Here is a 26390-nt window from a genome sequence, read left to right on the forward strand (position 1 = left end):
GCCCCCGTTCCGGCCGGAACGGGGGCAGTCGTGCATGGGGATGCGGCAGGTGGTCAGCAACCACCGCAGTTGTAGTACGTCACGTCCCAGTGGTTGCCCTCGTCCGCGTAGATGTTGCCGGAACCCGACTTGTACTGGGGAGCGCCGTCGCCCCGCAGCCCTATGTAGGCGAAGACGCCGTGGACGTAGTTGGTGAGGCAGGTGGACTTGCCGAAGTCGAGCTTGTAGCCGTTCCAGTGCGAGTACGTACCGCTGGCGTGGCCCGTCTCGGTGCCGCCGGTGATGTTCAGCGCGCAGCCCGTGGCGCTCTTGAGGGTCTGGGCGCCCTGGGCGGTGGCCAGGTTGAGCTGGTCGAACGAGGTGCAGGTGGCGACGTTGCGGTTGGAGCAGCCGCCGGAGGACGACCAGGTGATTCCGGAGGAGCTGAACCGGGCGGTGGCCTGGGCGTGGGTGAGTTTGGTGACGGCGTGGGCCTGGGTGGCGCCACTGCCGAGGACACCGATGCCGGGGGCGAAGAGGACACCGAGGACTAGGGCGAGGGCGGTCAGGACGGGGCGCAGGGTCATGCGGGACACCATGGGGGGACTCCTCCTGCTCATGACAAGTAAGGGCACGGAAATAGTGCCCGAGTTCTACGCGCGTCGCCAGAGGGTGAGGGGATGGACGACCCTCCCTTCGCAACAATCCGACCATTGATGTTGAACTTTGAAATAGATGGCGCTACAGTCAATCTCGTTGAAGGTTAAACAACCACTTCGACCGCCACTCGATCACGTCCCCCGAGGAGGAGCCATGGCTCTGTTCAACCGCAAGAACAACAACGCCCCGTCCGCCACCACCCCCGCCGTGGACCCGGCGCTGGCCGCCCTCACCGGTGACTACACGATCGACCCGGCGCACAGCAGCATCGGCTTCACCGTGCGCCACGCCATGGTCACCAACGTGCGCGGTTCCTTCGGTGAGCACGAGGGCAGCCTGAAGCTCGACGGCCACAACCCCGCGAACTCCGCCGCCTCCATCGACGTCAGGATCGCCAGCGTCGACACCGGCATCGCGGACCGCGACGGCCACCTGGTCAGCGGCGACTTCTTCGACGCCGAGAAGTTCCCCCTCATGACGTTCCGCTCGACGCAGGCCGAGCAGCTCGGCGGCGACAAGTACCGCGTCACCGGCGACCTCACCATCAAGGACGTCACGCGCCCCCTCGCCATCGACCTGGAGTTCAACGGCTCCGCCACCGACGTCTACGGCAACGAGCGCGTCGGCTTCGAGGGCAGCGCGGACATCCTGCGCTCCGACTGGGGCCTGACCTGGAACGCCGCGCTGGAGACCGGCGGCGTCATGGTCAGCGACAAGGTCAAGCTCAACTTCGACATCTCCGCCATCAAGGCCGCCGCACCGCAGGCCTGACGCTTTCTCAGCTCACGCCCCGACCCGAGCGCGCCCGCCTTCCCCCTCCCCCGCCGGGGACAGAAGGCGGGCGCTCGGCGTCGTGGGTACCGGAGCCGGGCCGGCTCCGCTCGACGTACGGCCCTTGCGGACCGGCCGGTCACAGTCCGTGTCGTCGCTCTCCGGACGTCAGCTCGCAGACTTCGCGTTCCGCCGCCGCCGAGAAGGCCGTGCCGCGACGGGCTGCGACCGCTCGGCGGGTCTCGTCGGCGATCAGGTCCGCATTGATCGCCGCCGCGGCCCGCAGACCGGCGTCGGCGGCAGCGATGACCTGCCCCTTGGGGTCGGTGACATTGCCGGCCACCCAGACGCCGGGGACCACCGTCGCTCCGGTCGGATCGGCGGCGATGTACGTGCCGATCACCTGGCCGCCCATCTCCTGCTCGGTCGCCGTCAGGCCCAGGCTCGCGAGGGCGCCCACGCGGGCGGTGAAGCGGGGCTGGACCACGACGGCCTCGCGCTCGATCACCCGGCCGCCCACCAGTCGCACCCCGGTGAGCCGGTCGTCCGCCACCTCGAGACCGGCCACTTCTCCGTCGACCACGGCGATGCCACGCGCGGCCAGCTGCTCGTACTCCTCATCGGTCGGCTCGGGCCCGGTGTGGACGAAGAAGGTGATGTCCGTGCTCCACTGGCGCCACAGCAGCGCCTGGTGCACGGCCAGGGGGCTGGTGGCGAGAATGCCGATCGGGCGGGTTGCGACCTCCCAGCCGTGACAGTACGGGCAGTGCAGGACCTCGCGCCCCCACCGCTCGGCCACGCCCGGCACCGGAGGCAGTTCGTCGACGAGGCCGGTGGCCGCCAGGAGCCGGCGCGCCACGACAGCGGTCCCGTCCTCCCGTACGACACGGAACCCCTCGCCGCCGGACAGCCGCTCGACGGTCACCACCGCACCCTCGACGATCTCGCCCCCGTAACCGGTCACCTCGTCACGGCCGGCGGCCAGCAGCTCCAAGGGCGGCGTGCCCTCGCGTCCCAGGTAGCTGTGCACGTGCGACGCGGGGGCGTTGCGCGGCCGGCCCGCGTCGATCACCAGCACCGATCGACGCGCCCTGGCCAGCGATAGGGCTCCGCTCAGCCCGGCGGCTCCTCCGCCGATCACCACCACGTCGTACCGCTGATCCGCGTCGTTCGTGTCGTTCATATCGCTGATGTCACTCATGTCGCTCATGAGAAGCACCTCCATTCACTGGAGAGCGTCCGCGACAGAACACGACATCAGCAAGTTTCGTTGCCAAAGCGGCAAATTCATCGGAGCGAGCGTCCCTGCAACCGAGGAGGAACAAGCCGATCCCGGGCCACGCCGTCAAACCGTCAGGCCCGCGTCCGCTTCTCTGTGCATGCCCATGCACAGCGCCCAGACGACGATGATGTTGATGATGACCAGCACCAAGGCCCACAAGGGGTAGTACGGCACCCACAGGAAGTTGGCGATCGCGCCCAGTCCGGCGACTGCGACACCGAAGAAGCGCGCCCACAGGGCTCCGCCGAGCACGGCAAGGCCGCCGAGGACGAGGGCGATGCCCAGAATGAGGTGGACCCAGCCCCAGCCCGTGAGGCTGAACTCGAACAGGTAGTGGCGCGTCACGACGAACAGATGGCCCTTCGCGAGGGCCGCGATCCCCTCGCAGATCGCCATCGCTCCGCCGAGGATCATCAGGGCTGCCGCCAAGATGGTGGTACCGGATGTGGGCGCGTGTGTCGGGCTCGGCTTCGTACTGCTCGCTCCGGTTCCGGTGGTGTCACTGGCCATTTCGATCTCCTCGGGTGGCAGAGCCGTCGGTCCGGCCCAGTGGTGCCGCGACCGGCCTGACTCTCCGTTTCAGCGTGTCACGGCGACTCTCCGCAGGCATTTCGGGCGACAACGCCCACGGCCTTCCGCAACGCGCTTCAAGCGCCCTCGTCCGTCTCCGGTTCGCCGACCGTCTGCTCCGACCAGATCACCTTGCCCGTCTCGGTGTAGCGGGTGCCCCAGCGCTCGGCGAACTGGGCGACGAGGAACAGGCCCCGGCCGCCCTCGTCCGTCGTCGCCGCGTAGCGCAGATGCGGTGAGGTGTTGCTGGTGTCGGACACTTCGCAGATCAGGTTGCGGTCGTAGAGCAGACGGACCTCGATCGGTCCGGTGCCGTAGCGCACCGCGTTGGTGACCAGCTCGCTCAGGATGAGTTCGGTGGTGAACGCCTCCTCGTCCAGGCCGCGGTCGGTGAGCCACTGGTTGACGTTCTTGCGGACTCCGGCGACGGCCGCCGGATCGGTGGCGACGGCCCACCGCGCGACCTGGTCGGGGTCGAGCGTGCGGGTACGGGCCACGAGGAGGGCCACGTCGTCGCTCGGCTGGCCGGGCAGCATCGCGGCGAGCACGTCGTCGCAGGTCTCCTCCGGTGTCCGGTCGCGACCCTCGAGGGAGCCGCGCAGCAGCTCCAGACCGGTGTCGATGTCCTGGTCGCGCCGCTCGACGAGGCCGTCCGTGTAGAGGACCAGACGGCTCCCCTCGGGTACGTGGAAGTCGGCCGCCTCGAACGGCATGCCGCCGATGCCGAGAGGCTGACCGACCGGAACCTCGGAGAACTCCACGGTGCCGTCGGGGAGGACCAGAACCGGTCCGGGATGGCCGGCCCGGGCCACCGAGCAGTTCCCGGAGACCGCGTCGTAGATCGCGTACAGGCAGGTGGCTCCGGCGATCTCGACGCCGCCGCCCGCCGCTTCGTCCTGGTCGATCCGGCTGACCAGTTCGTCGAGATGTCCGAGGAGTTCGTCGGGCGCGAGGTCCAGCGTGGAGAAGTTGTGGATGCTGGTACGCAGCCGCCCCATGGTGGCGGCAGCGTGGAGTCCCTGGCCGACCACGTCACCGACGACCAGTGCCACGCGGGCGCCCGACAGCGGGATCACGTCGTACCAGTCGCCGCCCACCTCGGCGCGCGCCGGCAGATAGCGGTAGGCCACGTCGAGGGCGTTCTGTTCGGGCAGGTCGCGGGGCAGCAGGCTGCGCTGCAGTGTCACGGCCATTTCGTGCTCGCGTGTGTACCGGCGGGCGTTGTCCAGGTTGACGGCCGCCCGTGCCACCAGCTCTTCGGCGAAGGACTCGTCGTCGGCGTCGAACGGGGCGGTGTCGCCCGCGCGCCAGAAGTTGGCCAGGCCCAGAATGAAACCGCGTGCGTGCAGGGGTACGGAGATCACCGAATGGAATCCGTAGTCCAGGATGTCCCTGGCACGCTCGGTGGACCAGTGCCGCCAGCCCAGTGCGGTGATCACTTCGATGCCCAGCCCGGACTCCGCGATGTTCACGCGCTTGGCCCTGGTCCTGTTGGGAACGAAGCCGACCTCTCGTCCGACCGGGAACAGGGGCTGGTCCGGGTCCGCGGCGGCGATCGCGGTACGGCGCATGTCCAGCGGGTATCCGCTCTCCGTGGCCGGTTGCTCCCCGGGGACGGTGGGGGGAGCGAGATCGACGGTGGCGACGTCGGCGAATCCGGGGATCGCCACATCCGCGAGCTCCTGGGCCGTCCGGGTCACGTCGAGGGTGGTGCCGATCCGGGCACCCGCCTCGTAGAGGAGCAGCAGGCGTTCGTTCACGAGTTCGGCCCGGCCCGTGATCGCGCTGAGTTCGGTGGTGTCCCGCAGGGTCGCCACGGTGCTCTGCGGTGCGCCGCGCGTGTCCGTCGGGCGGAGGCTGACGGCCAGCAGCCGGTTGCCGCTGCGCAGCACCTTGTCGGTGGCGGTCCGGCCGGAAACGAGCAGTTCCGCGGTGGCCGGGGGCAGTCCGAGGTCCGGGACCGCACGGCCCTCCGCGTCCGGGGGGAGGTCGAGGAGTCTGCGGGCCTCGTCGTTGACGAGCATCAGCCGGTGGTCGGCCCCGACGATGAGGACGCCCTCGCGGACCGCGTGCAGCACCGCGTCGTGGTGCTCGTACATCCGGGTCATCTCCGCCGGTCCGAGGCCATGCGTCTGACGGCGCAGGCGTCTGCTCACGAGCGCCGCGCCGCCCGTGGTGATCGCCGCGGCGACCAAGGCCGCGGCGGCACTGAGCGGGATGGACCGGTCGGCCACCATGTTCACCGACTTGTCGGTGAGCCCGACGGACACCGCGCCGACGACCTTCCCGTCGGGCCGGTCGACAGGCACCACCGAGTTGACCGAGGGCCCCTGGCTGCCGCGGAAGCTCCGGGTGAAGGGATGACCCGCCAGGGCCTCCTTGTACGGGCCGACGACGTGCTTGCCGATCAGCGCGGGGTCGGGGTGGGTGTAGCGGATGCCGTGGACGTTCATCACGACGACGTAATCGACATGGGCCTCCTTGCGGGTCTCCTCCGCGCGTGGCTGCAGGATCGCCGTGGGGTCCTTGCCTTCCAGCGCCTTCACGATCCCCGGCGAGTCGGCGAATGTCTGGGCCACGCTCAGGGTGCGCAGCTTGGCCTCCTGCAGGCTGTCGCGGCGGCTCTGCACCACCAGCGCGATCGCGGCGGCGGCCACGAGCAGCAGTACGAGCGCGAGCACGAGGCAGAAGACCTGGCCCGCCAGGGTGCGCATACTGAACAGCGCGCGCAGTTCGTTCCCCGGGGAGCGGTGGGTCATGTTCCGGTCGGGCGGCGCAGGGGGAGCTTGGCCCGAGCGCCCCCCATCGTGCCGATGTGGTCGCCGGACGGTGCGCCGTAGCCTCGCCCGGAATCGGCCGATACCAGACATAACTTCAGGTCTAGCATGAATCGCACCTGCCCGAGAGTTCGCTGATCAACGGCTCAGAACCCGCCCCCGTCGAAGCCGCCGCCGCCCCCGAGGTCGCCTCCCCCGCCGAAGCCGCCGCCGTCGAAACCCCCGCCGTCGAAGCCGGACGAGTCGAAGTCGGAACCGGAGAAATCGCCGCCGCTCCAGTCACCGCCGGAGCCGAAGTCTCCGCCGCCGTACTCGTCCGCGTACGCCGGGGAGGACAGCATCGAGCCGAGGACCGTGCCGGCCAGCAGGCCGGGGAGCAGACCGCCGCCGAAGTAGCCGCCCGCCCAGGGACCGTACGCCGGGCCCGCCTCCCAGTACGGGCGGCGGCGGCCGTCGCCCGTGTCGACGGTGCGGCTCAGCGGTTCCTCGCCCTCGCGCAGCCGGATCTCGTCCGCCGCACAGACCGGGACCTCGCGGGCCGTGCCACCGGACGGGGACCACCGGGCGTCGGCGACCGAGGGGCCGTGGCGCGGGTCGAAGAAGCACGGCGGGCGGCGGGCGGGCGGTTCGGCGCCCGTGCGGCGGGCCTGAAGGACCGAGAGGGAGAACCGGCCGTCCTCCAGGGCCTGGGTGACCGCGCGCACGTCGGATGGGCGCCGGGCCCGGGACATGCGCGTTTTCGCGCTCTCGTAGGAGTCGAGTGCCCGCTCGTAGTCGGCGCGCATGGCGTCGTCGGCGCCCGGCTCGGCGGGGTGGAAGTCCAGCCGGTCCAGGGTTTCGCCGTACGCGGTGATGTCCTCGTCCACGACGCGGCGGAGCTTGTCGAGCGCGGCCCGCTCCTCGCTCTCCTTGCGCTTCCGGTTGCGCCGGAAGATCGTGTACGCCGTGCCGGCGCCCAGCACCAGGATCGCGGCGGTCGTGATCAGTCCGACGGCGGACGACGGTCCGCTGCCCGCGGAGGAGCCGCCCCAGGAAGCGGGGGCCCTGCCCCGGGCCTGTTCGACGGCCCGGTCCACGAAGGCGTTCAGCTGGGTCGCGGCGTCGGTGTCCGTGCCGGGCGTCTTGACCGCGGCGGTCAGGTTCTGTACCGCTCGGGTGGACATCACCCGCGGGTCGGCGCCCGCGTTGAATCCGTTGCCGAGGCGGACCGCGTAGACGCCGGTGATACCGGTGTCCGCGCGCAGGGTGGTGAGCAGGTTCTGCTCGGGGTACGCCGGGGTCCGTGGGAGTACGGCCACGAACACGGGCTTGTCGGCGTCCTTGATCTTCTTCGTCAGGGCGGCAGCCTGGCCCGGGGAGAGCTGGGCGGCGGCGGCCGGGTCGACGTACACCGGGCTCTTGCGCAGCGCCTGCGCGACATCGTTGACGGTGGATACGCCGACCGCGGCGGGTGCAGCGGTCGGCGCATCGACGACCACGACCGCCGACAGGACCAGCAGCAGGCCGGCCAACAAGGTCAGGAACAGCCCGTTCCGCATATATCGAAGCTAACCCAGGTGGATGAGGCCTGCGCGGTCACCCACGCGGGCCGGCTTCCCGCGCGCCGACCGGACTACGCGTCGCGGGTGAGGCTGATCGTGTCGCGGTACCACTTGGCGCTGTCCTTCAGCGTCCGCTCCTGCGTGTCGTAGTCGACGCGGACGATACCGAACCGCTTGTCGTAGCCGTAGGACCATTCGAAGTTGTCCATCAGCGACCAGGCGAAGTAGCCCCTGACATCCGCCCCTTCGGCGCGGGCCGCGGCCACGGCGGCGATGTGGTCGGCGAGGTAGGTGGTGCGGTCGGCGTCGTGGATCTGTCCGTCCTCGGAGACGGTGTCGTCGAACGCGGCACCGTTCTCGGTGATGACCGTCGGGACGCCGTAGTCCCTCTCCAGGTGCACCAGCAGGTCCGTGAGGGCGGTGGGGGTGATCTCCCAGTCCATCGCGGTACGCGGCAGGTCGCGCTCCACGCCCCGGGTGACGGGCAGACCGTCGAGGCCCACCGGGGAGCCCTCCTCCGTGACGCCGGAGAAGAGCGTGCCCCGGTAGAAGTTGACGCCGAGGACGTCGATCGGGGTGGAGATGACGGCCAGGTCGCCTTCCTGCACCGGAAGTTCGACGTTCTGCAGGGCAAGGTCGGAGATGACGTCCTCGGGGTAGGCGCCCTTGACGATCGGGTCGAGGTAGAGGCGGCGGCCGAGGCCGTCGGCGCGGCGACAGGCCTCGGCGTCCTCGTGGCTGTCGGTCTCGGGGGTGGCGGTGCCGAGGTTGAGCGTGATGCCCAGTTCGAACTCGTTGCCGCGGGCGGCGGCCGTCTCGCGGATGTACCGCGAGGCGAGACCGTGGCCGAGGAGCAGATGGTGGACGGCGTGGATCGCGTCGCCGAAGTTCTTCCGGCCGGGGGCCTGGTTGCCGTACGCGTAACCGAGCATGGCCGAGCACCAGGGCTCGTTCAGCGTCGTCCAGTGCTTGACCCGGTCACCGAGCGCGTCGTAGGCGAGCGCGGCGTACTCGGCGAAGCGGTGGGCGGTGTCACGGGCCGGCCAGCCGCCCGCGTCCTCCAGCTCCTGCGGGAGGTCCCAGTGGTAGAGGGTGATCCACGGCGTGATGCCCCTGGACTCCAGCTCGTCGACGAGCCGCTGGTAGAAGTCCAGGCCCTTCGCGTTGGCCGGGCCCCGGCCGCCCGGCTGGATGCGCGGCCAGGCGAGCGAGAACCGGTAGGTGTCGACGCCCAGGTCCGCGATCAGCCGCACGTCCTGGGGCATCCGGTGGTAGTGGTCGCAGGCCACATCGCCGTTCTCGCCGCGGACGACCATGCCCGGCACCCTGCAGTACGTGTCCCAGATGGACGGGGTCCGGCCGTCCTCGGAAGCCGCTCCCTCGATCTGGTAGGCGGCGGTGGCGACGCCCCAGCGGAAGTCGGCGGGCAGGCCCGGGACGGCCTCGGCGGCGATCTCGCGCGCGTATGCCTGCGGGGTGACGATGTTCATGGGTCTCCTGTGGTGTGCGTGAGGTCGCGTCGGATCGCGTGGGGCCGCTACGGGCGGGGTGGCACAGCGGCGGCGGGGGCCGGCCGGTGGAGCCAGCAGGCCACCGTGCGCGATTCGTCCCCGTCCGGCGCGGCGAGCACCGGGACATGGGCGGCGCAGGCGTCGAGTACCTTGCCGCAGCGGGGGTGGAAGGCGCAGCCGGCGGGCATCGCGGTCAGGTGCGGGGGCGAGCCGGGGATTCCGGTGAGTTCGCGGCGGGGGCCGTGCAGCGCCGGGAAGGAGTGCAACAGGCCGTCGCTGTAGGGGTGATGGGGGTCCTGATAGATGGCGCGGGCGCCGGCCTCCTCGACGATCCGGCCGCCGTACATGATCGCGATCCGGTCGGAGAACTCGATCAGCAGCGAGATGTCGTGGGTGATGAAGACGACCGAGAAGCCCAACTCCTCGCGGAGCCTGACCAGTTGACGCAGGATCTGGCGCTGCATGACGACGTCCAGGGCCGTCGTCGGTTCGTCCATGATGACGATCTCGGGCTCCAGCGCGAGCGCCATCGCGATCATCACGCGCTGGCGCATGCCACCGGAGAGCTGATGCGGGTAAGCGGCGAGCCGGTCGGCGGAGATGCCGACCAGACTCAGCAACTCCTCGGCCCGGCCGGTCCGTTCGGACCGTTGCAGCTCGGGGCGGTGCGCCTTGAGTACGTCGGTGAGCTGGCTGTGGACCGTGTGCACCGGGTTGAGCGAGTTCATCGCGCCCTGGAAGACGATCGACAGCTCCTGCCAGCGAAAGGCCCTCAACTCGGGAACCGACAGGGTCAGCAGGTCGAGCGCCTCGCCGCCTCGCCGGTGGTAGTGGACCTCGCCGCCGGTGATCACCCCGGGCGGCGAGAGCAGCCGGGTGACGGCGTACGCGAGCGTGGACTTGCCGGACCCGGACTCGCCCGCCAGGCCCAGGACCTCGCCCCGGTGCAGGGTGAGGTCGATGTCGCGCAGCGCGTGCACGGCATCGTCCCCGGTGCCGTAGTCCACGTTCAGACCGCGGATGCTGAGGACGGGCTCGCTGCTCATGAGCGGGTCTCCTTCTCGTGCGTACCGCGTGCCACGGGGGTGAAGCCGACCCGCATCCGGACCTTCCTGGACGCGCCCGCCTCCGTACGCAGGCGCGGGTTGACGAACTCGTCGATGCCGAAGTTGATCAGGGCGAGCGACATGCCGAGCAGGGCGATGCAGAGCCCGGCGGGGACGAACCACCACCACGCGCCCTGGGCCAGGGCCTGGTTGGACTGCGCCCAGAACAGGACGGTCCCCCAGTTCCAGTTGGAGATGTCCGCGACGCCGATGAAGGCGAGGGTGATCTCGGAGAGGATGGCGAAGATGACCGTGCCGACGAAGCCGGAGGCGATGACGGCCGTCAGGTTCGGCAGGACCTCGAAGAAGATGATCCGCCAGGTGGACTCGCCGGTGGCGCGGGCCGCTTCGATGTAGTCCCGGCGGCGCAGCGACAGCGTCTGCGCGCGCAGCACCCGCGCTCCCCACGCCCAGGAGGTGAAGGCGATGACGGTGGCGATCAGCAGATCGCCCGAGTCGGAGACGAAGCTGGCGATGATGATGATCAGCGGAAGTCCCGGGATGACCAGGAAGACGTTGGAGAGCACCGAGAGCACCTCGTCGGCCGTGCCGCCGAGGAATCCGGCGCTGACCCCGACGATTACCGAGAGGATCGTCGCGAAGATCCCGGCGACGAAGCCTACGACCAGGACGCCCCGGGTGCCGACGAGGATCTGCGAAAGCACGTCCTGCCCGGTCTGCGTGGTACCGAACCAGTGGGCGCCGGAGGGTGGCTGGAGCAGTTCATTGCTCATGGTGTCCGGGTCGTACGGTGCGATCCACGGCCCGATGACCGCGATCACGACGAAGAACGACAGGATGCCGAGGCCGATGACGGTCTTGCGGCCGCGCAGGAATCGCAGGTGGCGTCTGCTGGGCGCCGGGGTCTCGGTCGCGTCGATCACGGCGGCCTCGGTGGCGGCGGGGGCCATGCCCTAAGCCTCCCTTCGGGTACGGGGGTCGAGGACCATGTAGAGCACGTCGGCGAGGAGGTTCGCCGCGAGGACGGAGAGCGTGATGATCAGGAAGACGCCCTGCATCAGGGGGTAGTCCTTGGCGCCCACGCCCTGGAAGAGCTGGTAGCCGATGCCGGGGTAGGAGAAGACCATTTCCACCAGCAGCGTGCCGCCGACGATGAAGCCCAGCGAGAGGGCGAAGCCGGAGATGTTGGGGAGGATCGCGTTGCGTGCCGCGTATCCGAACATCACCCGGCGCTCGGGGAGCCCCTTGGCCTGGGCGACCATGACGTAGTCCTCGGAGGACACCGTCACCATCATGTTCCGCATGCCGAGGATCCAGCCGGCCACGGCGCTGAGCACGATGGTGAGGCCGGGCAGCACCGCGTGGCGGAGCGCGCTGGAGATGAACGGCCAGTCGAAGGCGGGCACGAGGGAACTGTCGTAGCCGCCGGCGGCCGGGAAGAGCGGCCACTTCACGGCGAACAGCGCGATGGCGATGAGCCCCAGCCAGAAGTACGGGATGGCCGAGATGAACGTGGTGACGGGCAGCAGGCTGTCCATCCAGGAGCCGCGCCGCCAGCCGGTGAAGACCCCGATGCCCGTGCCGAGCACGAAGCTGATCAGGGTGGTGACGCCGACGAGCGCGAGCGTCCACGGCAGCGACTGGGCGATCACCTCGCTGACCGGCGTCGGGAAGAAGGTGAAGGAGAGCCCGAGGTCGCCGTCGAGCAGATGCGACCAGTAGTCGGTGTACTGCTGCCAGAGCGACTGGTGCTTGTCGAGGCCGAAGAGTGCCTTGAGCGAGTTGACGGCGCTGGTGTCGAGCTGGCCCTGGAAGCGGGAGATGAGCGCCTGGACGGGGTCGCCGGGCATCATGCGCGGGATCAGGAAGTTGATGGTGATCGCGGCCCAGGCGGTGACCAGGTAGAAGGCGAGCCGTTGCAGCAGGTACTTCACTTCGCGGTCTCCTTCCCGTGGCCATCGGCGGCTTCCGCGTCGTCCGCGTACAGCCAGCAGGCCGCCCACTGACCGTCTTCGAGGTCGAAGCGCGGCGGCGGTTCGGTGCGGCAGCGCTCCATCGCCTTGGGGCAGCGGGGGTGGAAGCGACAGCCGGCGGGCGGGGCGATGAGCGAGGGCGGTTCGCCGCTGCCCGTCTCCTCCTGCTCCGCCTCGGCGACCACCCTGTCCGGGTCGGGCGCCGAGGCGATGAGGAGCTGGGTGTAGGGGTGGGCGGGGCGCTGGGTGACGGTCTCGCTGTCACCGCCCTCGACGATCCAGCCCGCGTACATCACCAGCGTGGTGTCCGCGAAGTAGCGGGCGGAGGCGATGTCGTGGGTGATGTAGAGGATCGCCAGATGCAGCCGGTCCTTGAGGTCCTTCAGCAGGTTGAGCACCCCGAGCCGGATCGAGACGTCCAGCATCGAGACGGGCTCGTCGGCGAGCAGGACCTGGGGGTCGGCGCCGAGCGCGCGGGCGATGGCCACGCGCTGGCGCTGTCCCCCCGACAGCTCGTGCGGGAACTTGTCGAGGTACTGCGCGGCGGGGGTGAGCTGCACCCGTTCCAGCAGCGCGGCGAGCTCGGCCCCGGTCGCCTCCCGGCCGTGGATCGTCAGCGCCCGGGTGAGGTGGTAGCGCACGGTGTGCACCGGGTTGAGCGAGGCGAACGGGTCCTGGAAGATCAGCTGGACCTGACGTACGTACGCGCGGAAGGACCGGCCGCGGCCTGCCTTCACCGCCTTCCCTGCCAGCCGGATCTCGCCCTCGGTGAGCGGATACAGCTGGGCGAGCAGTCTGGCGACGGTGGACTTCCCGGAGCCCGACTCTCCCACCAGGGCCGTGACTGTGCCCCGCCGGAGCTGCAGCGAGACGTCGTCGACGGCGTGGACGGTGCGGCGCCGGCGCGAGAGGAGATCGCGGCCGGTGCGGCGGACGGGGAAGTGTTTGACGACTCCGCGTGCTTCGAGCACGACGTCGTCGGTCCGATCGGTGGTGGTGGTCATGGCCGGTCCCCCCGTTCTTACTTGGCGGGCTTGAGCTGAAGCACGATCTGCAGCGCGGACGGCTGGGTGTGCTGCGGCGGGGCGTACGGGTCGGCCTCGGTGGGCCAGCCCACCCAGTTCTTCGTGGAGTACTCGGCTCCGATGGGGGCTGCGGCCGTCGGGATCACCGGCGCCTGCTCGACCATGATCTTCTGGAGGGTGTTCATGGCCGTGGTGCGGGCGGAGTCCTCGGTGGCGTTGGCGAAGTCCTTGAGCGCCTTGGTGGCCTGGTCGTTCTTGAAGCGGCCGAAGTTGCCGAGCTGGGACGCCTTGCCGACGGGCTGGAGCAGCGCGCCGTCCATGATGTTCTGGTACATGTCGTACGGGGTGGCGCCGCTGTTGGTCCAGTGCAGGGTTGCGTCGAAGTTGCCGTTGGCCACGTCCGCGCCCCAGGCCTCCGCGGTCTGCGTCTTGACCTTGGCCTCGATGCCGAGCTGCTTGATGTTGTCCTTGATGATCGCGAGCCCGGTGATGTAGTCGTTCCAGCCGGCCGGGTCGGTGAAGGTGAGCTGCACCGGCTTGCCGCTCGGGTCCTTCAGCACTCCGCCGCTGAGCTCGAACCCGGCGTCGGCGAGGATCTTCTTGGCTCCGGCCACGTCCGGTGCGGTGGTGGCGCTCTTGTACTCGGGCGCGAGGAAGGACTCACCGGCGGGCAGCGGGATGCCGGTCGGGTTGGTGATCTCCGGGTAGAGGGTCGCCTCGGCCTGGGTGTAGATCGCCTTGCGGTCGACGACCATCGCCATGGCCTTGCGCAGCGCCGGGTTGTCGAGCGGCTTGCGGGCGGTGTTGAACCACAGTCCGTGGATGCCGAGCCCGGACGGGAACCACAGCTTGTGGTTCTTGGGGTCCTTGTCGATGAACAGCTGTTCGTAGTTCGGCATGAAGACGAACGACCACTCGACCTTGCCGCTCGCCAGCGCCGTGGTCGCCGCGCTGTTGTCGTTGTATGCGGTGTAGCGCAGCTCCTTGACCTTGGTCGCGCCCTTCCAGTAGGTGGGCGTGGCCGTCAGGGTGGTGGTCTGCGGGGTGAACGTCTTGAGCTTGTACGGGCCCGAGCCGACAGGCGTGCGGTTGGGCCAGGTCTCCGGGTTCTTGACGCCTTCCCAGATGTGCTTGGGCACGATGAACTGCTGGATGATCTTGTTCTGGTTGACGTACTGGGAGTCCTTGAAGGTCAGGACGACCGTCTTGCCCTGCACCGCGACCCCGTCGAACGGGATGCCGTTGCCGTTGAGCGCCGGGTGCTTCTTGAGGAGGTCGAAGGTGTACGCGACGTCGTCGGCGGTCAGGGGCTTGCCGTCGGCCCACTTGGCCTTGGGGTCGAGGGTGAAGGTGACCTTGGTGAAGTTGGACTCCCACTTCCAGCCGGTCGCGAGCCAGGGGGCGGCCTTGTCCGCGGGCCGGATCTGGTTCGTCATGGCGAGGGGCTCGTAGATCATGAAGCGGTAGCCGAGCGTGGCGCCCGCCGAGGTGCTGAGGAACGGGTTGCTGTTGTTGGTCTGCGGCCCGTCCGGCTTGCCCAGGGTCAGCACGCCGGAGGCGCCGCCCCCTTTGTTGACACCCGAGTTGGCGGACGAGCAACCGGCGGCGAGCGCGACCACGGTGGTAGCGAGCGAGAGCGCTCTCAGTGTGGCGTGACGTCGTGCGGACATGGCGACTCCATGAGGGACTGCGGGTCTGGGAGATCCGGGAAGTGGGCAGCGCTCGGCGCGCCGGGTACAGGCGGTACGGGGCGGTGCGGGTGGTGCCGATGGTGCCGATGGTGCCGATGGTGCCGATGGTGCCGATGGTGCCGATGGTGCCGATGGTGCCGATGGTGCCGATGGTGCGGACAGTGCCAGTGGTGCCAGTGGTGCCGATGGTGCGGACAGTGCCAGTGGTGCCGGTGGTGCCAGTGGTACGGGCGATGCCGGTCGTAGGGGCGGGGCCGGTAGTGCGCGGGAGCTTGCGGAAGGGGCAGGCGGCCAGGGATGCCGGCCGGACCGCTACGGCGCCGAGTGGCGCACGACCAGTTCGGTGGGCAGCACGACCGGTGCGTCGGGCACGGCCGTGCCGCCGAGGTGGGCGAGCAGCATCCGCGCGGCCGTCTCACCCATCTGCCGGGTGGGCTGGCGCACGGTGGTCAGCGGCGGTTCGGTGTGCTCGGCCATCGGGATGTCGTCGAAGCCGACCACGGCGATGTCGTCCGGCACGGACCGCCCGGCCGCCCGCAACGCCCGCAGCACGCCCGCCGCACTGATGTCGTTGTGCGCGAAGACCGAGTCGAACTCGGCACCGGACGCCATGAGTTGCTCCACGGCCAGCCGTCCGCAGCGTTCGGTGAAGTCCCCGTGGACGACGAGATCGGTGGGCAGGACCGTACGGAATCCGTCCAGCCGGTCGCGTACGCAGCCGAAGTTCTGGGGGCCCGTGACGACCAGGGGTCTGGTGCGTCCGGCCGCCCGCAGATGACGGGCGGCGGCCGCGCCTCCTTCGCGGTTGGTGGTCACGACGGAGGGGAATTCGGGGTGGTGGCCACGGTCGTCGATCAGCACGATCGGCAGACCGCCGCGGTGCAGTGCGGTCAGGTGGTCAAGGGTGTTCTCGGGTTCGACGACCACCAGCCCGTCGAAGGCGCGCGCCGACACCTGACTGGTGAAGCGCTCCACGGACTCGGCACCCCGGTTGCAGGTGAAGAGCAGCAGTCCGTAGTCGGCGGCCTCGACGGTGTCGACGACGCCCTGGAGCACCTCGCCCATCCACGGCCAGGTGAGCGAGGGCACCAGCATGCCGACCGTACGGCTGCTGCCGCGGGCCAGTCCGACGGCGCCCGAGCTGGGCACATAGCCGAGCTGTGCGATTACTTCACGAACCCGGGCGGCCGTGGAGACGTCCACTTCGCCCTTGGTGTTGATGACCCGGGACACGGTCGTCTTGCTGACGCCGGCCTCGCGGGCGACATCGGCGATGGTGACACGCATCGGGGGCCTCCGGGACAAGGCGTGACGGGGAGCTGGAACCGGTACCGCAACCGGTTCCGGAACCGGTTCCGGCGTTGCGGCGTGAGTTAACCCCGCTGGAGCACTGCCGTCAATACTTCACGCCGACATTGGTCCGTACCCATTTCCCGTGCAGGCAGGTCGCGTTGTGTGTTCAGGTTCTGAACGCACGCCCCCCTTGACGCGGCCATTCAGGAGCAGTTCACTGTCGCCTCGATCGACGGCTGCTCCCCCCGCGCCCTGCCGAGGAAGGCGACAGCCCGTGATCCGATCAGGAAGAGCCGCACGGACCCTGCTCGCCGCCGTACTCGCCACGGGCGGCCTCACCGGGCTCTCGTCCGTACGCCCCAGGCCGCCGGCGAGAGCGTGAACATCGCCCTGAGCACCACCGACGACTCCGGTGGCCGCCACGTCACCCGCGGCCTCGAAGCCCAGACCCCGGTCGCCCCCGGTACCGGCAACGGCGGCCGCGGTGCGGACATCACGGTCGACGAGAACACCCGCATCACCGACCGGTCGACGGCGAACGGGGCCCGCGCCCAGATCTGGACGTGCACGGGGCGGCCAACCAGAAGTGGTATCTCCGGTAGCACCGGGTCCTCGACCGTCGGACGGGCCCGGAGCCGGGTCCGTCCGACGGCCGAGGAGCAACCGCGCTACTCCGTGGGCTCGACCCCGGCGCGCAGCAGCCCGTACGTGTACGCGTCCTCCAGCGCCTGCCAGGACGCCGCGATGACGTTCTCCGCGACGCCCACGGTCGCCCAGTCGCCGCTGCCGTCACCCGTGGTGATGAGAACTCGGGTGGTGGACTCGGTGCCGGTGCGGCCTTCGAGGATGCGGACCTTGTAGTCGACCAGTTCCAGCTTGGCGAGCTGCGGGTAGATCCGTTCCAGCGCGACGCGCAGCGCCCGGTCGAGTGCGTTGACCGGGCCGTTGCCCTCGGCGGTGGCGACGATGCGCTCGCCGTTGGCCCAGAGCTTCACGGTCGCCTCGTTGGCGTGCGTACCGTCGGGCCGGTCCTCGACGATGGCGCGCCAGGACTCGGTGCGGAAGTAGCTGCGCGCCCGGCCCTCGGCCTCGGCGCGCAGCAGCAGTTCGAAGGAGGCGTCGGCGGCCTCGTAGGTGTAGCCCTTGAGTTCGCGCTCCTTGACGCGTTCGACGACGCGGCCGACGAGTTCGCGGTCGCCGCCGAGGTCGATGCCGAGCTCCTTGCCCTTGAGCTCGATGGAGGCACGGCCGGCCATGTCGGAGACCAGCATCCGCATGGTGTTGCCGACCAGCGCGGGGTCGATGTGCTGGTACAGGTCCGGGTCGACCTTGATCGCGGAGGCGTGCAGTCCGGCCTTGTGGGCGAAGGCGGAAACCCCCACATAGGGCTGGTGGGTGGAGGGCGCCAGGTTGACGACCTCGGCGATCGCGTGGGAGATGCGGGTCATGTCGGCGAGCGCGCCCTCGGGGAGGACGGTCTTGCCGTACTTGAGTTCCAGGGCGGCGACGACGGGGAAGAGGTTGGCGTTGCCGACCCGTTCGCCGTAGCCGTTGGCGGTGCACTGGACGTGGGTGGCGCCCGCGTCGACGGCGGCGAGGGTGTTGGCGACGGCGCAACCGGTGTCGTCCTGGGCATGGATGCCGAGCCGGGCGCCGGTGTCCGCGAGGACGGTGGAGACGACGGCCGTGACCTGCGCGGGGAGCATGCCACCGTTGGTGTCGCAGAGGATGACGACATCGGCGCCTGCCTCGGCGGCGGCGCGGACGACGGCCTTGGCGTACTCGGGGTTGGCACGGTAGCCGTCGAAGAAGTGCTCGCAGTCGACGAAGACCCGGCGGCCCTGCTCGCGCAGGAAGGAGACGGTGTCGCGGACCATCTCCAGGTTTTCCTCGAGGGTGGTGCGCAGGGCCAGTTCCACATGGCGGTCGTGGGACTTGGCGACCAGCGTGATCACCGGGGCGCCGGACTCCAGCAGCGCCTTGACCTGAGGGTCCTCGGCGGCCTTGCCACCGGCCCGGCGGGTCGCTCCGAACGCGACCAGCTGGGCGTTCTCGAACTCGATCTCTCGCTGGGCGCGCGCGAAGAACTCGGTGTCGCGGGGGTTGGCACCGGGCCAGCCGCCCTCGATGAAGCCCACGCCGAAGTTGTCCAGGTGCCGGGCAATGGTCAGCTTGTCCGCGACCGTCAGGTTGATGCCTTCACGCTGGGCCCCGTCGCGCAGCGTGGTGTCGAAGACGTGGAAACTGTCGTCGGTGGCCTTGGCCTTGGTGGTCATGCTGGTCTGACTCCTGTCGGATGAGTGGATCCGGACGATCTGGCTCCACTTGCCCCCATCATCCCGCGCGCCTCGCCCCGGCCGAGGTGAGGGCCGGAAAACGAAAAAACCCCTCGCGGGTGCGAGAGGTCTGCGCGCGGGTCTGGGGCACGGTGGCCGCGCCGCACGTAGGTGGTACGGGGCGGTCACTGCGGACCGGCGCGCCTGTTGCCAATAATCATGACGAACGAGGGCACGGAAGCAGTCTTGCACAGGGCCGCCTCCGTGCCCTGCCCCGTCTCAGGATGCGGGCGTGACCGTGGTCGCCCCGGACGGCTCCGAGCGCTCCTGTCCGGGCTTGCCGGCGCCGACCCGGCCCAGGTCGATGTCGCGGGTCTCTCGCATGGTCAGGTAGACGATCAGGGAGACCGCGGCGCACCCCGCGACGTACCAGTAGAAACCGGACTCGATGCCCGCCTTCTTGAACCAGAGCGCCACGTATTCGGCGGTGCCGCCGAAGAGCGCGTTGGCGAGGGCGTACGGGAGGGCGACACCCAGGGCGCGGATGCCGGTCGGGAAGAGTTCGGCCTTCACGCAGGCGTTGATCGAGGTGTATCCGGTGACGACGACCAGGGCGAGGAGTGCCAGGCCGAAGGCGGGCCAGAAGGTGCCGGCGTGCTTGAGCATCGTCATGATCGGCACGGTCAGGAAGGTGGAGCCGACGGCGAAGGTGATCAGCAGCGGCCGGCGGCCGATCCGGTCGGAGAGCATTCCGGCCAGCGGCTGGATGCACATGAAGACGAACAGGGCGCAGAAGCTGACGAGCGAGGCGGTGGACTTCTCCATGCCGGCGCTCTTGGAGAGGAACTTGGTGAGGTAGGTCGTGTACGTGTAGTACGCGACGGTCCCGCCCATGGTCAGCGCCATCACGAGGAACGCCTCGCGCTTGTGCTGCCACAGCGCCTTCAGGGTGCCGCGGTCCTCCTGCTCGGCGGCGCCGGACTCCGCGTAGACCTCGGTCTCGAGCATCGAGCGGCGCAGGTAGAAGACGATCGCGGCGCCGAGCGCGCCGACGATGAACGGGATGCGCCAGCCCCAGCTGTGCAGGGCCGCGTCGGACATGGTGCGCTGGAGGACGATCTGGAGGCCGAGGCCGACGAGTTGTCCGGCGGTCATGGACACGTACTGGAAGCTGGAGGCGAAGCCGCGCCGGTGGGGCGCGGACGCCTCGGTCAGGTACGTGGCGCTGGCGGCGTACTCGCCGCCGACGGAGAGGCCCTGGAGGAGCCGGGCCACCAGCAGGACGGCGACGCCGCCGTAGCCCGCCACGTCGTACGTCGGCGCGACGGCGATGAGGATCGCGGAGGCCGACATGAGGGTGACGGTGAGGGTGAGTGCGGCCTTGCGGCCTCTGCGGTCACCGATCCGGCCGAGCAGCCAGCCGCCGACGGGCCTCATGAAGAAGCCGACGGCGAAGATCCCCATGGTGTTCATGAGGTTGGCGGTCTCATTGCCCTCGGGGAAGAACGAGTCCGCGAAGTAGACCGCGAAGGTCGCGTACACGAACCAGTCGAACCACTCGACCATGTTGCCGGCGGAGCCGACCCAGATTTTCTTCCACTGCTCTCGTCCCATGGTCCGTCACCGTGCCCCACCGACCGGGAAGGTAACAACCATGCACGGGGCAACGATCGCGCGTACTTACGTGCGTTTCGTTCACGGCCGGGGGAACGGCCGCTTCGGTACGGGCAGTCCGCCGTAGCGGATCGGCGGCGGGGTACGGCCGGACGCGCTCGTGCCGATGCGGAAGCGGCTGCCGCAGGGTGGCGATCGGTGGTCTCAGCCGAGCGCCTCGTCGAGGAACTCCCTTACGTGCGTGAGGATCCTGCCCCGGTCGGTGCCCGGCAGGCCGATCGCCACATGGATACTGAACCCGTCGAGCAGGGCGCGCAGCCGGGTCGCGAACCGGTCGGCGTCCACGGCCCGGAACTCCCCGCGCGATCCGCCCTCCGCCAGCAGCGCCACGAGGTCCCGGTGCCAGGCCCCCTCGATCGCGGCCTGCCGGGCCCGCGCGTCGGCGTCGGCGTTCTGCGAGCGGTTCCAGACCTCCAGCCAGAGCGTCCAGTGCGGGTCGCGGTGGCCGTCGGGGATGTACAGGTCGACGTACGCGTCGAGCCGCTCGCGGACGGAGGTCTGCCGGGCCAGCAGCTCCCGCCGCGCGGCGCCGAGCCGGCCCTCGCTCCACTCCAGGGTCTGCAGGAGCAGCTCGTCCTTGGTGCGGAAGTAGTAGAGAAGATGACCGCTGCTCATGGAGACGTCACGGCCGAGCCCGGCCATGGTGAGCCCGTCGAGCCCGCGCTCGGCGATGGTGGCCATGGCGGCGGCCAGCACATCCTCGCGGGGCGGGGCGGTGTTGCGGCGGCGCGGGGCGGGGGTCATCGGACGGCTCCCCCGGTCCATCCGTCCGCCGCGAGCAGCGCCCGCAGCTCAGCGACGACGCCCGGCGGCGGTGTGCGGTCCGTGCGGACCGCGGCCACGTCGCTCCGGACCGACCGCGGGTCCATGTCGTAGGCCGCGGACAGCACCGTGCCGAGGTCGTCGTCGGTGAGCAGCTCCGCGAGGATCGCCAGCAGCGGGAGATACTGCTCGTCCTCGGCCGTCAGACCGGGCAGGAGCAGACGCAACTGCCCGGTCATGCCCAGAAGTTCGGGCGCGATCTCCATCCAGCCCCGGCTGCTGCGCACCTCGTCGGCCGTCTCTTCCATGAACCAGGTCATGACAGCGTACGGAATGTCCCGGTGCCCGGTCTGCTCGTCGAAGCAGACCGTGGGCGTGCGGTCCGGGTCCTCGTCCGCGACGATCGCGGTGAGGAAGGTGCGGCCGGGAGGGTCCGTCTCGGCGAGCTCCAGGTACCACGCGTCGTCCGGCACCGAGTAGAAGCGCTCGATCGCATAACCCTGTCCGGCGTGCTGGAAGGTGCTCGGCATGGATCAGACCTTAGGTTGCTGCTGTGTGATGCAGTGGATACCTCCACCACCGGCAAAGATCGTACGGGCGTCGACCAGGGTCACGGTCCGATCGGGGTGCAGACGCCGGAAGATACCTGCCGCGATCTCGTCACGGGGGTCGTCGAAGCCACACAGCACCACGCCACCGTTGCAGACATAGTGGTTGATGTACGAGTAGTCGACCCAGTGACCGTCCTCACCCTGCACCACGGTCGGGGCAGGGACCTCGATGACCTCCAGGGGACGCCCCTGAGCGTCGGTCTGGGCCCCGAGCATGGCCACGTTCTCCTTGCAGAGCTCGTGGTCGGGGTGGGACGGGTCCGGCTGGGTGTGGACTACGACGACTCCGGGGCCGGCGAACGCGGCGACGATGTCGACATGGCCGAGCGTGCCGAAGCCGTGGGGCGGGTAGTCAGCGGTCAGGCCGCGCTTCAGCCAGATCGCCTTCGTGGTGCCGAGCCTGGCGTGGATCTCGGCCTCGACCTCCTCCTTGGTCCAGCCCGGGTTGCGCTCGGAACCGAGCTGGACGGTCTCGGTGAGGAGAACGGTGCCTTCGCCGTCCACGTGGATGCCGCCGCCCTCGTTGACGAGAGACGAGCTGTGCACGGGGACCCCCGCGAGATCCGCGACATGGCGGGCGATCTTCGCGTCGTGTTCCCAGGTCGCCCAGTCCTGTGCGCCCCAGCCGTTGAACACCCAGTCCACGGCGGCCAATCGGGTGCCGTCCGTGACGAAGGTCGGACCGATGTCGCGCATCCAGGCGTCGTCCAGCTCGCGCTCGACCAGGTCGATGTCCGGGCCGAGGAGGGCACGGGCGCCCTCCGACTGGCCCGGCCCGACGACCATGGTGACCGGCTCGAAACGGCGTACGGCCCGGGCCACCGAGGCCCACGCCTCGCGGGACTCGGCAAGGTCGTCACCGGTGAACGTGACGTTGGGGCCCGGCCAGGCCATCCAGGTGCGCTCGTGCGGGGCCCACTCGGGCGGCATACGGAAGGTCATGTCGTTGGACTCCTCAAGGCTGTGTGCTGGAAGGCTGTGTTCTTACAGGAAATAGAGGCGGTTGAGGGACACCGATTCGGCGGGTTCCGAGCGCATCGGGGCACCGTCCAGCGTGACCAGCCCACTGCGCCCGTCCACCGCCACATCCCCGATGCGGGAGTTGAGCCGGAGATCCGCCGGGCCGATCCCGCGGGTGCCGCGCACGGCCACCCTGCGCCGTCGCGTCGGCATCAGGTCGGAGCCCAGCTCGGTCGCGGCCTTCGCCACGAAGGCCACCGAGATATCGGCGGGGGTCGCGCCGTGCCCCCCGAACAGCGGTCCCAGGACCAGCGGTTCACAGGTGTCGGTCGCTGCGTTGGGGTCGCCCGTCACGCCCCACGCCGGGAAGCCCGCCTTCAGTACCATCTGCGGCTTCGCCCCGAAGTACGGCGGCTTCCACAGCACGATGTCGGCGAGCTTGCCCACCTCGATCGAACCGATCTCGTGCGCGAGGCCGTGCGCGATGGCCGGGTTGATCGTCAGCTTCGCCATATAGCGCAGCACCCGGGCGTTGTCGTCGTGCGCGCCGTCGCCCTCCATCGGGCCCAGCTCGGCCTTCATCTTCCCGGCCATGGCGAAGGTACGGCGTACGGTCTCGCCCGCGCGCCCCATCCCCTGCGCGTCCGACGAGGTGATGCCGATCGCGCCGAGATCGTGCAGCACGTCCTCGGCGCCCATCGTCCCGGCCCTGATCCGGTCCCGCGCCATGGCGGCGTCCCCGGGCAGGTCGGTCTTGAGGTCGTGTACCGAGACGATCATCCCGTAGTGCTCCGCCACCGCGTCCCGGCCGAACGGCAGGGTCGGATTGGTGGACGAGCCGATGACGTTCGGCACACCCGCCATCTTCAGGACGTTCGGTACGTGTCCACCGCCGCAGCCCTCGATGTGGAAGGCGTGGATCGTCCGGCCGTCCAGGACACGCAGGGTGTCCTCGACGGACAGACACTCGTTCAGCCCGTCGCTGTGCAGGGCGACCTGCACGTCGTGTTCCTCGGCAACGCGCAGGGCGGTGTCGAGCGCACGGGTGTGTGCGCCCATGTCCTCGTGCACCTTGAAGCCGGATGCACCGCCCTCGGCGAGCGCCTCCACCAGGGGTGCGTCGCCGGAGGACGAGCCGCGGGCCAGGAAGCCGATGTTGACCGGCCAGGCGTCGAAGGCGTTGAAGGCGTGGCGCAACGCCCACGGCGAGTTGACGCCGACGCCCCATACCGGGCCGAACTCCTGGCCGATGACGGTGGTGACGCCGGAGGCCAGCGAGGCCTCCATGATGCGTGGCGAGAGCAGATGGACGTGGGTGTCGACGGCACCGGCCGTGGCGATCAGGCCCTCGCCGGACACGATCGTGGTGCCCGTGCCGACGACGACGTCCACCCCGTCGAGCGTGTCCGGGTTACCGGCCCGTCCGATGGAGTGGATCCGGCCTTCGCGGATACCGATGGAGACCTTGCGGATGCCTTGAACGGCGTCGATGACCAGTACGTTGCTGATGACGACGTCGCAGGTGTCGCGTACGGCCGCGGCCTTGAGGTGCAGCCCGTCGCGCGCGGTCTTGCCGAAGCCGGCCAGGAACTCGTCGCCGTGCGCCTGCGCATCCGACTCGACGCGCACCACCAGGCCGGAGTCGCCGAGAACGACCCGGTCTCCGGCGCGCGGTCCATGGACGGATGCGTATTCGTTGGGGTCCATCAGACGTCCTCCGCTCCCAGATAGCCGCAGGCCGCCGCGCGCCGCAGGGCCTCTTCCTTCGCGCCGGGCGCGTCCAGCGGTCCGTCGACCAGGCCGGCGAAGCCGATCGCGATCCGGGCGCCGCCGATCGGCATCAGGCCGACCTCGATCTCGCCGCCCGGATCGAAGCGGACCGACGATCCGGCGGGGACGCACAGCCGCATTCCGTACGCCGCGGCCCGGTCGAAGTCGAGGCGCGGGTTGGCTTCGAAGAAGTGGAAGTGCGAGGTGACGCTGACCGGGACGGTCGCGGTGTTGTGCACGGTCAGCCGCAGTGCGGGCTCGGGCTCGGCGTGCGGCGGTGCGGGCAGTACGGCGCCGGGTGCGGCATCGCCGAGCCCTCCCCCGATGGGCTCCGAGACGACCGCGAGCCGGGATCCGTCGTCGAAGACGGCCTCCACATGCACCTCGGTGACCACATCCGCCACACCGGGCAGGACGTCGTCGGGCCCCAGCACGCAGCGCGCGGCCTCGATCGCCTCGGCGAGCCGCTTTCCGTCCCGGGCCGCCTCGCAGACGGTGTCCGCTATGAGCGCGGTCGCCTCGGGGACATTCAGCCTCAGCCCACGCGCACGGCGCGCCCGTGCCAGTTCGGCGGCACCGAAGAGCAGGAGCCGATCTCGCTCGGTAGGGGTAAGTCGCACGTCAGTACACCTCCAATTTGAACGCCACTCTAATCAATAATTCCCTATCTGAGAACCATTGACGGAGAGCTGAACTTGGGCTCACATAGAGCGGCACTCAAACTGTCGAACGTCAGGGGCGGCCTCATGCCGATAGAACAGCGCGGAGTCGACACCATCCCGGAGGCGGAACGCACCAGCGCCCCGCGCGACCTCGTCTCGATCCTGCTGGGGTCCAATCTCTGCCTGGGCGTGATCGTCTTCGGCTGGCTCCCGGTCTCCTTCGGCCTGGGCTGGTGGGCCTCGGTGAGCTCGATCATCACGGGCACCCTGCTCGGCACTCTGCTGACGGCACCGCTCGCCCTGGTCTCGCTGCGCACCGGAACCAACCTCTCCACGTCCTCCGGTGCCCAGTTCGGAGTGCGCGGCCGCCTGATCGGCTCGATCGTCGGCCTGCTGCTCGCCCTCGGCTACACAGCGCTGACCGTCTGGATCGGCGGCGACGCGATCGTGGGCGTCATGCATCGCCTCTTCGGGCTGTCGACCGGGGGGCTCTCGTACGCGGTCGTGTACGCCCTGCTCGCCGCCGCCACCGTGATCGGCGCGGTCTACGGCTACCGGATGCTGCTGCGCCTCTCCCGCATCCTCGCCGTCGCGATGAGCGCGCTGCTGATCCTGGGCGTCGTCGCGTACGCCCCGCACTTCACCACCGCCGCATTGCCCGGCACCGGCGGCTATCTGCTCGGATCCTTCTGGCCGACCTGGCTGCTGGCCATGGTCGCAGCAGGGCTGAGCGGCCCGATCGCGTTCATCACCCTGCTCGGCGACTACACGCGGTACATCTCGCCGGCCCGTCACTCCTCCCGGACCGTACTGCGCGCGAGCTGGATCGGCCTGCTGATCGGTCTGCTCGTTCCGCAGCTCTTCGGTACGTTCACGGCGTACGCCTCCCGGGCGGCCCTCGACTATGCGGGCCCGCTCGTCGACGCCTCCCCCACCTGGTACCTGATCCCGCTGCTGCTCGCCGCCTCCGCCGGTTCGGTCGGCAACGCGGGCCTGATGCTGTACTCCATGGGCCTCGATCTGGATGCGATCCTGCCGCGCGCCTCGCGCCCCCAGGCCACCTTCGCGGTCGCGGGCGTCGCCACGGCGTGCGTCTTCGTCGGGCACTACGCCTGGGACGCCGAATCCGCGATGACGTCGTTCGTCCTGCTGCTGACCGCCATCGGCACCCCGTGGGCGGTGATCACCCTGATCGGCTTCGTCCGATGCCGCGGTGTCTACGACTCGCAGGCCCTCCAAGTCTTCAACCGGCGCTCGCGCGGTGGCGCCTACTGGTACACGGCCGGCTGGAACCTGCCCGCCACGGCCTCCTGGGCCCTGGGCGCGGCAGTGGGCCTCTGCGCCGTCTCGCTGCCCTCGTACGAGGGTCCGCTGCTCTCCCTGACCGGCGGTGTGGACTGCAGCTTCCTGCTGTCGGGCCTGGTGGGCGCTGTCGCGTACACGGCGCTGACGCGCGGCAGGCGCACGGAACCCGCGGTGTCGGCCGATACGGAGGCGCAGCCGTCCGCCGTGTCCTGAACAGGAACGACGACGCC

General features: G+C 69.8%; 21 protein-coding genes. 2 read left to right on the forward strand and 19 right to left on the reverse strand.

The annotated features are described in order from the left end of the window. Positions 1-53: 53 nt before the first annotated feature. Positions 54-578 carry a hypothetical protein gene (locus ACFU8Q_RS18265; protein WP_384454601.1) on the reverse strand — a complete coding sequence of 175 codons (525 nt, stop codon included), beginning with the start codon at positions 576-578 and terminating at the stop codon, positions 54-56. Between the two features lie 214 nt (positions 579-792). On the opposite strand from ACFU8Q_RS18265, the gene ACFU8Q_RS18270 reads away from it, so the two are divergent. Further along, positions 793-1410, forward strand: a complete 618-nt coding sequence (locus tag ACFU8Q_RS18270; RefSeq protein ID WP_384454604.1) for a YceI family protein — start codon at positions 793-795, stop codon at positions 1408-1410. 139 nt (positions 1411-1549) lie between these two features. On the opposite strand, the gene ACFU8Q_RS18275 is transcribed toward ACFU8Q_RS18270, so the two are convergent. The 18 genes from ACFU8Q_RS18275 to ureA all read right to left on the reverse strand — a co-directional run bounded on the left by ACFU8Q_RS18275 (position 1550) and on the right by ureA (position 24813). Further along, positions 1550-2620, reverse strand: coding sequence for an NAD(P)/FAD-dependent oxidoreductase (locus ACFU8Q_RS18275; RefSeq protein ID WP_384454607.1), 1071 nt, complete (start codon positions 2618-2620; stop codon positions 1550-1552). 135 nt (positions 2621-2755) lie between these two features. Further along, complete coding sequence (locus ACFU8Q_RS18280; protein WP_384454610.1) at positions 2756-3202, reverse strand: hypothetical protein; 447 nt, start codon at positions 3200-3202, stop codon at positions 2756-2758. 137 nt (positions 3203-3339) lie between these two features. Next, positions 3340-6021, reverse strand: coding sequence for a SpoIIE family protein phosphatase (locus ACFU8Q_RS18285; protein WP_384454613.1), 2682 nt, complete (start codon positions 6019-6021; stop codon positions 3340-3342). Between the two features lie 164 nt (positions 6022-6185). Then, the gene (locus ACFU8Q_RS18290; RefSeq protein ID WP_384454616.1) at positions 6186-7577 is read right to left on the reverse strand and encodes a hypothetical protein; all 1392 of its coding nucleotides are present in this window, start codon (positions 7575-7577) and stop codon (positions 6186-6188) included. Between the two features lie 74 nt (positions 7578-7651). Then, complete coding sequence (locus ACFU8Q_RS18295) at positions 7652-9070, reverse strand: GH1 family beta-glucosidase (RefSeq protein WP_384454619.1); 1419 nt, start codon at positions 9068-9070, stop codon at positions 7652-7654. Positions 9071-9117: 47 nt separating this feature from the next. Further along, positions 9118-10137: an ABC transporter ATP-binding protein gene (locus ACFU8Q_RS18300; RefSeq protein ID WP_384454622.1), complete on the reverse strand. Its 1020-nt coding sequence runs from the start codon at positions 10135-10137 to the stop codon at positions 9118-9120. Then, positions 10134-11108 (reverse strand): ABC transporter permease, encoded by a 975-nt coding sequence (locus tag ACFU8Q_RS18305; RefSeq protein ID WP_384454625.1) that lies wholly within the window; start codon positions 11106-11108, stop codon positions 10134-10136. The genes ACFU8Q_RS18300 and ACFU8Q_RS18305 overlap by 4 nt, the downstream gene beginning before the upstream one ends. 3 nt (positions 11109-11111) lie before the next feature. Next, entirely contained in the window at positions 11112-12092 is a 981-nt protein-coding gene (locus tag ACFU8Q_RS18310) for an ABC transporter permease (protein ID WP_384454628.1), read from the reverse strand. Beyond that, positions 12089-13135 (reverse strand): ABC transporter ATP-binding protein, encoded by a 1047-nt coding sequence (locus ACFU8Q_RS18315; RefSeq protein WP_384454631.1) that lies wholly within the window; start codon positions 13133-13135, stop codon positions 12089-12091. Before ACFU8Q_RS18315 ends, ACFU8Q_RS18310 begins: the two co-directional genes overlap by 4 nt. Positions 13136-13152: 17 nt before the next feature. After that, entirely contained in the window at positions 13153-14826 is a 1674-nt protein-coding gene (locus ACFU8Q_RS18320) for an ABC transporter substrate-binding protein (RefSeq protein ID WP_384454634.1), read from the reverse strand. A gap of 333 nt (positions 14827-15159) precedes the next feature. Next, positions 15160-16134, reverse strand: coding sequence for a LacI family DNA-binding transcriptional regulator (locus ACFU8Q_RS18325; RefSeq protein ID WP_384454637.1), 975 nt, complete (start codon positions 16132-16134; stop codon positions 15160-15162). 674 nt (positions 16135-16808) lie between these two features. Continuing rightward, positions 16809-18416, reverse strand: a complete 1608-nt coding sequence (gene cimA, locus ACFU8Q_RS18330) for a citramalate synthase (protein ID WP_384454640.1) — start codon at positions 18414-18416, stop codon at positions 16809-16811. 279 nt (positions 18417-18695) lie between these two features. Further along, positions 18696-20030 (reverse strand): MFS transporter, encoded by a 1335-nt coding sequence (locus tag ACFU8Q_RS18335; protein WP_384454643.1) that lies wholly within the window; start codon positions 20028-20030, stop codon positions 18696-18698. A 204-nt stretch (positions 20031-20234) separates the two neighbouring features. After that, on the reverse strand, positions 20235-20834 hold the full coding sequence (locus tag ACFU8Q_RS18340; protein ID WP_384454646.1) for a TetR family transcriptional regulator C-terminal domain-containing protein: 600 nt from the start codon (positions 20832-20834) through the stop codon (positions 20235-20237). Beyond that, the gene (locus tag ACFU8Q_RS18345) at positions 20831-21382 is read right to left on the reverse strand and encodes a hypothetical protein (RefSeq protein WP_384454649.1); all 552 of its coding nucleotides are present in this window, start codon (positions 21380-21382) and stop codon (positions 20831-20833) included. Before ACFU8Q_RS18345 ends, ACFU8Q_RS18340 begins: the two co-directional genes overlap by 4 nt. A 3-nt stretch (positions 21383-21385) precedes the next feature. Next, a complete protein-coding gene (locus tag ACFU8Q_RS18350) occupies positions 21386-22405 on the reverse strand; it encodes an agmatine/peptidylarginine deiminase (RefSeq protein WP_384454652.1) in 1020 nt (339 codons plus the stop codon). 42 nt (positions 22406-22447) lie between these two features. Next, the gene (locus tag ACFU8Q_RS18355; protein ID WP_384454655.1) at positions 22448-24130 is read right to left on the reverse strand and encodes an urease subunit alpha; all 1683 of its coding nucleotides are present in this window, start codon (positions 24128-24130) and stop codon (positions 22448-22450) included. Beyond that, complete coding sequence (gene ureA, locus ACFU8Q_RS18360) at positions 24130-24813, reverse strand: urease subunit gamma (protein WP_384454657.1); 684 nt, start codon at positions 24811-24813, stop codon at positions 24130-24132. The genes ACFU8Q_RS18355 and ureA overlap by 1 nt, the downstream gene beginning before the upstream one ends. 126 nt (positions 24814-24939) lie before the next feature. On the opposite strand from ureA, the gene ACFU8Q_RS18365 reads away from it, so the two are divergent. Next, positions 24940-26373 (forward strand): cytosine permease, encoded by a 1434-nt coding sequence (locus ACFU8Q_RS18365; protein WP_384454660.1) that lies wholly within the window; start codon positions 24940-24942, stop codon positions 26371-26373. The last annotated feature ends 17 nt before the right edge of the window (positions 26374-26390 follow it).

The organism is Streptomyces sp. NPDC057543, from assembly GCF_042801895.1.
GTDB lineage: Bacteria > Actinomycetota > Actinomycetes > Streptomycetales > Streptomycetaceae > Streptomyces.

Excerpts from the sequence above, each read along its gene's own strand:
- cimA (WP_384454640.1), bottom strand. The coding sequence starts at position 18,416 with ATGACCACCAAGGCCAAGGCCACCGACGACAGTTTCCACGTCTTCGAC.
- ACFU8Q_RS18275 (WP_384454607.1), bottom strand. The coding sequence starts at position 2,620 with ATGAGCGACATGAGTGACATCAGCGATATGAACGACACGAACGACGCG.
- ACFU8Q_RS18270 (WP_384454604.1), top strand. The coding sequence starts at position 793 with ATGGCTCTGTTCAACCGCAAGAACAACAACGCCCCGTCCGCCACCACC.
- ACFU8Q_RS18295 (WP_384454619.1), bottom strand. The coding sequence starts at position 9,070 with ATGAACATCGTCACCCCGCAGGCATACGCGCGCGAGATCGCCGCCGAG.
- ACFU8Q_RS18320 (WP_384454634.1), bottom strand. The coding sequence starts at position 14,826 with ATGTCCGCACGACGTCACGCCACACTGAGAGCGCTCTCGCTCGCTACC.
- ACFU8Q_RS18305 (WP_384454625.1), bottom strand. The coding sequence starts at position 11,108 with ATGGCCCCCGCCGCCACCGAGGCCGCCGTGATCGACGCGACCGAGACC.
- ACFU8Q_RS18285 (WP_384454613.1), bottom strand. The coding sequence starts at position 6,021 with ATGACCCACCGCTCCCCGGGGAACGAACTGCGCGCGCTGTTCAGTATG.
- ACFU8Q_RS18365 (WP_384454660.1), top strand. The coding sequence starts at position 24,940 with ATGCCGATAGAACAGCGCGGAGTCGACACCATCCCGGAGGCGGAACGC.
- ACFU8Q_RS18265 (WP_384454601.1), bottom strand. The coding sequence starts at position 578 with ATGGTGTCCCGCATGACCCTGCGCCCCGTCCTGACCGCCCTCGCCCTA.
- ACFU8Q_RS18335 (WP_384454643.1), bottom strand. The coding sequence starts at position 20,030 with ATGGGACGAGAGCAGTGGAAGAAAATCTGGGTCGGCTCCGCCGGCAAC.
- ACFU8Q_RS18300 (WP_384454622.1), bottom strand. The coding sequence starts at position 10,137 with ATGAGCAGCGAGCCCGTCCTCAGCATCCGCGGTCTGAACGTGGACTAC.
- ACFU8Q_RS18340 (WP_384454646.1), bottom strand. The coding sequence starts at position 20,834 with ATGACCCCCGCCCCGCGCCGCCGCAACACCGCCCCGCCCCGCGAGGAT.
- ACFU8Q_RS18355 (WP_384454655.1), bottom strand. The coding sequence starts at position 24,130 with ATGGACCCCAACGAATACGCATCCGTCCATGGACCGCGCGCCGGAGAC.
- ACFU8Q_RS18345 (WP_384454649.1), bottom strand. The coding sequence starts at position 21,382 with ATGCCGAGCACCTTCCAGCACGCCGGACAGGGTTATGCGATCGAGCGC.
- ACFU8Q_RS18280 (WP_384454610.1), bottom strand. The coding sequence starts at position 3,202 with ATGGCCAGTGACACCACCGGAACCGGAGCGAGCAGTACGAAGCCGAGC.
- ACFU8Q_RS18350 (WP_384454652.1), bottom strand. The coding sequence starts at position 22,405 with ATGACCTTCCGTATGCCGCCCGAGTGGGCCCCGCACGAGCGCACCTGG.
- ACFU8Q_RS18325 (WP_384454637.1), bottom strand. The coding sequence starts at position 16,134 with ATGCGTGTCACCATCGCCGATGTCGCCCGCGAGGCCGGCGTCAGCAAG.
- ACFU8Q_RS18290 (WP_384454616.1), bottom strand. The coding sequence starts at position 7,577 with ATGCGGAACGGGCTGTTCCTGACCTTGTTGGCCGGCCTGCTGCTGGTC.
- ACFU8Q_RS18315 (WP_384454631.1), bottom strand. The coding sequence starts at position 13,135 with ATGACCACCACCACCGATCGGACCGACGACGTCGTGCTCGAAGCACGC.